Genomic DNA, 7,966 nt, shown 5'->3' on the forward strand with positions numbered 1-7,966 from the left:
GCTCGCTCGAAGAACGCTTCGAAGCGGCGTTCATGCCCAACTACGGGGTGCCGCCGGTGGCGCTGGCCCGCGGCGAGGGCTGCCGCGTGTGGGACGCCGACGGCCGTGAATACCTCGACCTGATCGCCGGCATCGCGGTCACCTCACTCGGCCACGCCCACCCCGCGCTGGTCGAGGCGGTCTCCACCCAGGTCGCCACCCTCGCGCACACCTCCAACCTGTTCCTGCACGAGCCGGAGGTGCTGCTCGCCGAGCGGCTGCTCGGCCTGCTGCGGGCGCCCGGCAGGGTCTTCTTCGCCAACTCCGGCACCGAGGCCAACGAGTGCGCCGTCAAGATGGCCCTCAAGTACGGCAAGACGTCCGGCCGCAGCTACTTCGTCGCCGCCGAGAACGGGTTCCACGGCCGTACCTTGGGCGCCCTGTCGCTGACCGGCAAGGCGTCGATCCGCGACCAGTTCGGACCGTTCCCCTTCGAGGTCAGGTTCGTGCCCTACGGCGACGCCGACGCGCTGCGGAAGACGGTCACCGGAGACTGCGCCGCAGTCTTCCTCGAACCCGCCCAGGGCGAGGCCGGCGTCGTGGTCCCGCCCGACGGTTACCTGAAGGCCGCCAGGGAGATCTGCGACGACACCGGCGCGCTGCTGGTCTCCGACGAGATCCAGGCCGCGATCGGCCGGACCGGCCACTGGTTCGCCCACCAGAACGACGGCGTGCTCCCCGACATCCTCACCCTGGCCAAGGGCCTCGGCGGCGGGATGCCGATCGGCGCCTGCGTCGGCTTCGGCGAGGCGGGCACCATCTTCGCCAAGGGCGACCACGGCTCCACCTTCGGCGGCAACCCGGTCTCCGCCTCGGCGGCGCTCGCCGTACTCGACACGATCGATCGCGACGGCCTGCTCGAACACGTCCGCACGGTCGGCGCGCGGTTCGCCGAGGGCATCGACGCCATCGAGCATCCGCTGCTGGCCGGGGTGCGGGGCCGGGGGCTGTGGCTGGCCATGCTGTTCACCGCCGACCGCTCCGCCGCCGTCCAGGCCGCCGCCCAGCGCGCCGGTTTCCTGGTCAACGCGGTCCAGCCCAACGCAGTACGGCTCGCGCCGCCGCTGGTCATCACCGAGCGGGAGATCGATTCCTTCCTCGCGGCGTTGCCCATGATCCTCTCGGAGGCGCAGTAATGACCAGGCACTTCCTGCGTGACGACGACCTGACACCCGCCGAGCAGGCGCGGGTCCTCGACCTCGCCGAGGCGATGAAGAAGGACCGGTTCGGCTACCGCCCGCTCGCCGGCCCGCGCACGGTGGCCGTGCTGTTCGACAAGCACTCCACCAGGACCCGCGTCTCGTTCGCCGTCGGCATCGCCGAGCTGGGCGGTCAGCCGCTGGTCATCGACGCGGGCTCTTCGCAGCTGGGCCGGGGCGAGCCGGTCGGGGACACCGCTCAGGTGCTGTCCAGGCAGGTGGCCGCGGTCGCGTGGCGGACCTTCGGCCAGGAGCGGCTCGAGGCCATGGCCGCAGCCGCCACGGTGCCGGTGATCAACGCGCTCACCGACGCCTTCCACCCCTGCCAGATCCTCGCCGACCTGCAGACGGTCAGGGAGTACAAGGGCTCGCTCGCCGGGCTCACCCTGGCCTACTTCGGCGACGGCGCCAACAACATGGCCCACTCCTACCTGCTCGGCGGCGCCACCGCCGGCATGCACGTGCGGATCGCGTCGCCGGCCGGGTTCCTGCCCGACGCGGTGATCATGGATGAGGCGGCCGCGATCGCCGCGGAGACGGGCGGCTCGGTGCTCGCCCTGTCCGACGCCGCCGCCGCCGCGGGCGGCGCCCACGTGATCGCCACCGACACCTGGGTGTCGATGGGCCAGGAGGGCAAGGACGAGCGGGTGGCCGCGCTGATGCCGTACCAGGTCAACGCGGAGCTGATGGCCCACGCCGCACCCGACGCGATCGTGCTGCACTGCCTGCCCGCCTACCGTGACCTGGAAGTCACCGCCGAGGTCCTCGACGGTCCGCAGAGTGCCGTCTGGGATCAGGCGGAGAACCGGCTGCACGCCCAGAAAGCGCTGCTGCACTTCTTACTGGAGCAGTCGTGACACTTCCCATGACCAAGGCCGCCCGGCAGGCCAGGATCACCGAGTTGCTGAGCCGTCAGCCGGTCCGCTCCCAGCCCGAGCTGGCCAAACTGCTGGCCGAGAGCAACCTGGAGGTCACCCAGGCCACGCTCTCCCGCGACCTCGACGAGCTGGGCGCGCTCAAGCTGCGCGCGGAGGACGGCTCCCTGGTCTACGCGTTGCCGGGCGAGGGCGGCGGGCGCATCCCGCCGGCTCGGCTCGGCACGGGCGAGTCACCCGCGGCGCGGCTGCACCGGATCGCCGAGGAACTCCTCGTCTCCGCCGAGTCCTCGGCGAATCTGGTCATCGTGCGCACGCCGCCCGGGGCGGCGCAGTTCCTCGCCTCGGCCATCGACCACGCCTCGTACGAGTCGATCCTGGGCACCGTCGCCGGCGACGACACGATCCTCGTCATCAGCCGCGATCCGCAGGGTGGCTCGGTGGTCGCCGAAGCCCTGCTGAGGACCGCTGATCGACGTACGTAGCCCGCGTCGGCCACGACGCGGGCCAGCCGCCGCTCCCACATCAGCCTTTCGCAATGGAGACAGATCATGAACGACCGGGTCGTACTCGCCTTTTCCGGTGGCCTCGACACCTCCGTGGCCATCCCGTTCCTCGCCGAGAAGATGGGGGCCGAGGTCGTCGCCGTCGCGCTCGACGTCGGTCAGGGCGGCGAGGAGATGGAGGTCATCCAGAAGCGCGCCATCGACTGCGGCGCCGTCGAGTCGGTCGTGGTGGACGCCCGCGAGGAGTTCGCGGCCGACTTCTGCGTCCCCGCGCTGCAGGCCAACGCGCTCTACATGGACCGCTACCCGCTGGTCTCCGCGTTGTCCCGGCCGCTCATCGTCAAGCACCTGGCGAAGGCCGCCAAGGAGTTCGGCGGGACCCACGTCTCCCACGGCTGCACGGGCAAGGGCAACGACCAGGTCAGGTTCGAGGCCGGCCTGGCCGCGCTCAACCCCTCCCTGAAGATCGTCGCCCCGGCCCGCGACTACGCGTGGACCCGGGACAAGGCCATCGCCTTCGCCGACGAGAAGGGGCTGCCGATCGACGTCTCCAAGAAGTCGCCCTACTCCATCGACCAGAACATCTGGGGCAGGGCCGTGGAGACCGGCTTCCTGGAGGACATCTGGAACGGCCCGATCGAGGACGTCTACTCCTACACCGCGGACCCGGCGCAGCCGCGCGAGGCCGACGAGGTCGTCATCGCCTTCGCCAAGGGCGTGCCGGTCGCGATCGACGGCCGGGCGCTGACCCCGTTCCAGATCATCGCCGAGCTGAACGACCGGGCGGGCGCGCAGGGCGTGGGCCGCCTCGACATGGTCGAGGACCGGCTGGTCGGCATCAAGTCGCGCGAGGTCTACGAGGCGCCGGGCGCCATCGCGCTGATCACCGCGCACATGGAGCTGGAGAGCGTCACCGTCGAGCGCGACCTGGCCCGCTTCAAGCGCAGCGTGGACCAGCGCTGGGGCGAGCTGGTCTACGACGGCCTGTGGTTCTCGCCGCTGAAGAAGGCGCTCGACGAGTTCATCAGCGAAGCCCAGGAGCACGTGACCGGCGAGATCCGGATGACCCTGCACGGCGGCCGGGCCGTCGTCACCGGCCGCCGCTCCAGCACCTCCCTCTACGACTTCAACCTGGCCACCTACGACACCGGCGACACCTTCGACCAGTCCCTCGCCAAGGGCTTCGTCGAGCTGTGGAGCCTCCCCTCCAAGATCGCCGCCGCCCGTGACGCCCGAGTGAGCTGACGTGCGCCTCGCCGCGCCCCAGTCGGTGAATGCGATCGATGAGAGGTGCGGCGGTCCAGTGCACTAAGGTCGCGGGTGAAAATCGGGAGGTCGAGGGTGGACGATGGAGGGGAGCAACGGTGACTGAGGGTGGCAAGGCGATGCGTTTGTGGGGGGCCAGATTTGAAGGAGGTCCCGCCGACGCGCTGACACGTCTTTCCGTGAGCGTGCAGTTCGACTGGCGGCTCGCCCCGTACGATCTGCAGGCCTCCCGGGCGCACGCCCGGGTCCTGCATCGCGCGGACCTGCTGACCGACGACGAGCTGGGCCGGATGATCGGCGCGCTCGACGATCTGGAACGGGCCTGCAAGCTGGGTGAGTTCCGGCCCACCGTGGCCGACGAGGACGTGCACACCGCCCTCGAACGCGGCCTGCTGGAGCGCCTCGGCGCGCTCGGCGGCAAGCTGCGGGCCGGCCGCAGCCGGAACGACCAGGTCGCCACCGACCTGCGGCTCTACCTCCGCGACCATGTGCGGCACATCGTCTCGCGGCTGGTGGAGCTGGAGACCGCGCTGATGAGCCAGGCCGAGGAGCACACGGAGACCGCCGCGCCGGGGATGACCCACCTGCAGCACGCGCAGCCGGTCTCCTTCGGCCACCAGCTCCTGGCCCACGTCCATCCCTTCACCCGTGACATCGACCGCCTGCGTGACTGGGACCGGCGCACCGCCGTCTCACCGCTCGGCTCGGGCGCGCTGGCCGGATCCTCGCTGCCCCTGGACCCGAAGGCCGTCGCCGAGGAGCTCGGCTTCGACAGCGCCGCCCCCAACTCGATGGACGCGGTCGCCGACCGTGACTTCGCCGCGGAGTTCCTGTTCGACGCCGCGTTGATCGGTGTCCACCTGTCGCGGCTCGGCGAGGAGATCGTCCTGTGGGCGTCGCAGGAGTTCCGCTGGATCGAGATGGACGACGCCTACTCCACCGGCTCCTCGATCATGCCGCAGAAGAAGAACCCCGACGTCGCCGAACTCGCCCGCGGCAAGTCGGCCCGCCTGATCGGCTCGCTGACCACCCTGCTCACGGTGTTGAAGGGCCTCCCGCTCACCTACAACCGTGACCTCCAGGAAGACAAGGAGCCGGTGTTCGACGCCGTCGACACCCTCCTTCTGGTGCTCCCCGCCGTCGCCGGGCTGGTCGCCACCATGCGGGTGAACACCGCCCGGATGCAGGCCAGCGCGCCCGACGGTTTCGCCCTGGCCACCGACCTCGCCGAGCTGCTGGTGCGCAAGGGCGTGCCGTTCCGCGACGCGCACGAGGCCGTCGGGCACCTGGTGGTCTGGTGCCAGGTCAACGACAAGACCCTCGACGAGCTGACCGACGAGGAGCTCGCCAAGGTCTCCCCGCACTTCACTCCCGACTCGCGCGACGTGCTCAACGTGCCCGGCGCCCTCGCCGCCCGCAAGGCGTACGGCGGGACCGCCCCCGACCGCGTCCGCGACCAGCTCGCCTCGCTGCGCGAGATCGTCGACGACCAGGCCGCATGGGCGAGCGGCGCCTAGACCGGGACTTCTTCGACCGGCCCGCGCACGAGGTGGCCCCCGACCTGCTCGGGCGGGTCCTCGTGCACGGGCCCGTCGCCGTACGCCTCACCGAGACCGAGGCGTACGGCTCGCCGGGCGAGGATCCGGCTTCGCACACCTACCGAGGCAAGACCCCGCGCAACTCGGTCATGTTCGGCCCTCCCGGCCACCTCTACGTCTACTTCACGTACGGCATGCACTTCTGCGCCAACCTGGTCTGCCTTCCCGAGGGCACGGGCTCCGGCGTGCTCCTGCGCGCGGGCGAGGTGGTGGACGGGCTGACGGAGGCACGGGGACGGCGGGGCGATCCGGTCCGGGACCGTGACCTCGCGCGTGGTCCCGCGCGCCTCGCGGTCGCCCTCGGGTTCGGCCGGGAGCACAACGGCCTCGACGTGTGCGGCCCCGGCGAACCGCAGATCTTCGAGGGGTCGCCGCCGGCCGTATTCCACGCCGGCCCGCGCACCGGTGTGTCCACCGGGGCGCAGACCCCGTGGCGCTTCTGGATCGGGAACGAGCCCACGGTCTCGCCGTACCGCGCGCACGTACCCCGGCGCCGGTCGTATCCAAGTGGCGAATCGGTGCCCTGATCGGGCAGGCTGTGCCGTACAGATCCATCTCCGACCAACCGAAAGCTAGGATCGTGACCGACATCCTCGATGACCTCGCCTGGCGTGGCCTGATCGCCCAGTCCACCGATGTTGACGCGCTGCGTACGGCACTGGCCGAGGGCCGGATCACGGTCTATTGCGGGTTCGACCCGTCCGCGCCCTCGCTGCACGTCGGAAACCTGGTGCCCCTGCTCACCCTGACCCGTATCCAGCGGGCCGGAAACCGGGCGATCGGGCTGGTCGGCGGGGCGACGGGGCTGATCGGCGACCCGAGCGGCCGCTCCACCGAGCGGACTCTCAACGCGGCCGAGATCGTCGAGGAGTGGGTGTCCAGGATCCGGGTCCAGGTGGAGAAGTTCCTCGCCTTCGACGACAGCCCGACGGGCGCGCTGCTGGTGAGCAACCTGGACTGGACGGCCGGCATGTCGGCGATCGACTTCCTGCGTGACATCGGCAAGCACTTTCCGGTCAACCGGATGCTCGCCCGTGAGGCGGTCTCCGCCCGGCTGGGCGGTGACGGGCTCAGCTACACCGAGTTCAGCTACCAGATCCTGCAGTCCAACGACTACCTGGAGCTCTACCGCCAGCATGGCTGCACACTGCAGATCGGCGGCAGCGACCAGTGGGGCAACATCACCGCCGGCTGCGACCTCATCCGCCGGGTGGAGGGCGCGCACGTCCACGCGCTGACCGTGCCGTTGATCACCAAGGCCGACGGGACCAAGTTCGGCAAGACCGCGGGCGGTTCGGTATGGCTCGATCCCGAGCTGACCTCGCCGTACGCCTTCTACCAGTTCTGGCTCAACGCCGACGACCGTGACGTCGTGAGGTTCCTCAAGATCTTCAGCTTCCGGTCCAGGGAGGAGATCGAGGAGCTGGAGAAGGCCACCTCGGAACGGCCCGCCGCGCGGGAGGCCCAGCGAGCCCTGGCCGAGGAGTTCACCGCGCTCGTGCACGGGCCGGAGGAGCTCTCCCGGGTGCTCGCCGCGTCAAGGGCCCTGTTCGGTCAGGGATCGCTGGAGGAGCTCGACGTACGGACGCTGGGGTCGGCCCTGTCGGAGGTGCCGCTGGCCTCCGTGGCCACGCTGGGCGCGTCGTTCGTCGACCTGCTCGCGGAGAGCGGGCTGGTGAAGTCGAAGTCGGAGGCGCGGCGGGCCGTCAAGGAGGGCGGCGCCTACCTGAACAACTTGAAGATCACCGACGAGGGATACGTGCCGGTGGCGGATGATCTGCTGCACGGGCGTTATCTGGTGCTTCGTCGTGGCAAGCGTTCGATCGGTGGGGTCGAGGTGGCTTGACCCGTCGTGTGGAAGGGCCGTCTCCGGCGACTGCTGGCGGCGGCCTTTCCGCGTCGGTGAGGCGGGTTGATTTGACGGATACCCCGACGCCGCCTAATGTTTCGTCTCGCCCCGGGAGCGAGCCGGACGCCTGAAACGGCGGACGGGCCCCCAGGGGACACCTTCGTAGCGAACCTCTCGACCGCCCGTCTGTGACGGCGTGGTCGAGGCTGTTCCGCCGCGCCCCTCGCCCGTAAAACCGGTTGAGTTGGACATGGCGAGGATGGCACGGTAAGTTTAGAGGGTTGCCCGGAGACGGGGAGCTTGGAAGACGCACACTGCGAAGAAGATCGTCCAGAACGTTGGCGGTTGACTCGCTAGGGTGGGCCTGCTATAGTAACTCACGGAAGTGTGCGCCCCGCCTGCAATCGGAGCCGATAGACTCTGGTTCGGCGGTGTACGCGTCCGTTTCTTGAGAACTCAACAGTGTGTTCAAAAAGCCAGTGCATGATGCACAACCCCGTCACGTTAATTGTGACGGATTCCTTTGGTTGACATTTATGTCAGCCAGGTGAAGTTTCCAAGCATTTTTTGGAGAGTTTGATCCTGGCTCAGGACGAACGCTGGCGGCGTGCTTAACACATGCAAGTCGAGCGGA

Annotated in this window: 7 protein-coding genes and 1 rRNA gene; all 8 read left to right on the forward strand. The window is 69.7% G+C overall.

Features of this window, described 5'->3' with window-relative positions:
- The first annotated feature begins 32 nt into the window (after nucleotides 1-32).
- On the forward strand, nucleotides 33-1,175 hold the full coding sequence (locus MBA17_RS36930) for an acetylornithine transaminase (RefSeq protein WP_238502201.1): 1,143 nt from the start codon (nucleotides 33-35) through the stop codon (nucleotides 1,173-1,175).
- On the forward strand, nucleotides 1,175-2,095 hold the full coding sequence (argF, locus tag MBA17_RS36935; protein ID WP_238502192.1) for an ornithine carbamoyltransferase: 921 nt from the start codon (nucleotides 1,175-1,177) through the stop codon (nucleotides 2,093-2,095). The genes MBA17_RS36930 and argF overlap by 1 nt, the downstream gene beginning before the upstream one ends.
- An 8-nt stretch (nucleotides 2,096-2,103) precedes the next feature.
- Nucleotides 2,104-2,598: an arginine repressor gene (locus MBA17_RS36940; protein ID WP_238502203.1), complete on the forward strand. Its 495-nt coding sequence runs from the start codon at nucleotides 2,104-2,106 to the stop codon at nucleotides 2,596-2,598.
- Nucleotides 2,599-2,664: 66 nt separating this feature from the next.
- Entirely contained in the window at nucleotides 2,665-3,864 is a 1,200-nt protein-coding gene (locus tag MBA17_RS36945) for an argininosuccinate synthase (protein WP_238502193.1), read from the forward strand.
- A 140-nt stretch (nucleotides 3,865-4,004) separates the two neighbouring features.
- Entirely contained in the window at nucleotides 4,005-5,402 is a 1,398-nt protein-coding gene (gene argH, locus MBA17_RS36950; RefSeq protein ID WP_238502205.1) for an argininosuccinate lyase, read from the forward strand.
- Nucleotides 5,384-6,010: a DNA-3-methyladenine glycosylase gene (locus tag MBA17_RS36955; RefSeq protein ID WP_238502194.1), complete on the forward strand. Its 627-nt coding sequence runs from the start codon at nucleotides 5,384-5,386 to the stop codon at nucleotides 6,008-6,010. The genes argH and MBA17_RS36955 overlap by 19 nt, the downstream gene beginning before the upstream one ends.
- 53 nt (nucleotides 6,011-6,063) lie before the next feature.
- On the forward strand, nucleotides 6,064-7,329 hold the full coding sequence (gene tyrS, locus MBA17_RS36960) for a tyrosine--tRNA ligase (protein ID WP_238502195.1): 1,266 nt from the start codon (nucleotides 6,064-6,066) through the stop codon (nucleotides 7,327-7,329).
- 567 nt (nucleotides 7,330-7,896) lie between these two features.
- Nucleotides 7,897-7,966 (forward strand): 16S ribosomal RNA (locus MBA17_RS36965); the annotation flags it as partial.

Source organism: Dolomitihabitans soli, assembly GCF_022213955.1.
Lineage (GTDB): Bacteria > Actinomycetota > Actinomycetes > Streptosporangiales > Streptosporangiaceae > Streptosporangium_A > Streptosporangium_A soli.